Origin of the sequence: Psychrobacter sp. Rd 27.2 (assembly GCF_001921755.1) — a bacterium.
In the GTDB taxonomy this organism is placed as follows: Bacteria; Pseudomonadota; Gammaproteobacteria; order Pseudomonadales; family Moraxellaceae; genus Psychrobacter; species Psychrobacter celer.
Window position 1 is genome coordinate 1 of sequence record NZ_MRYB01000142.1, and the last position, 348, is coordinate 348.

The window sequence follows — 348 nt, forward strand, 5'->3', positions numbered from 1 at the left end:
AGCGTGATAGGTAGAGAGCTTGCATGATTATTGGCTCTAAACTAATAAGAGATTTAAAGCAAACCTTACTTGATAAGGTTTGCTCAAGTTTTAAAGTCTAAGAATGGTTAAAATCCTTCAATAATCTCAGGCTCTAGCCCTTCTAACGCTGACTTTAAGGCGTCTTCATCAAAACTACCATCTGCTATTTGACCAGTTTCTCTTTGTTCTTGCATCCTTTTTTCAATTAGCTCTTTTAAACTGCGATGCACCTTCGCCGATGAATACTGACCTGACTTGCTGTTATGCTCCCACCAGATGACTTTTTTGACTTGCATACTGCCTTCAGGACGAGCCGATGAGGCATCA

At 40.2% G+C, this 348-nt stretch carries 1 pseudogene; it reads right to left on the reverse strand.

What is annotated here, in order from left to right:
- Positions 1–107 precede the first annotated feature (107 nt).
- Positions 108–348, reverse strand: a pseudogene (locus tag BTV99_RS12950) (hypothetical protein); the annotation flags it as partial.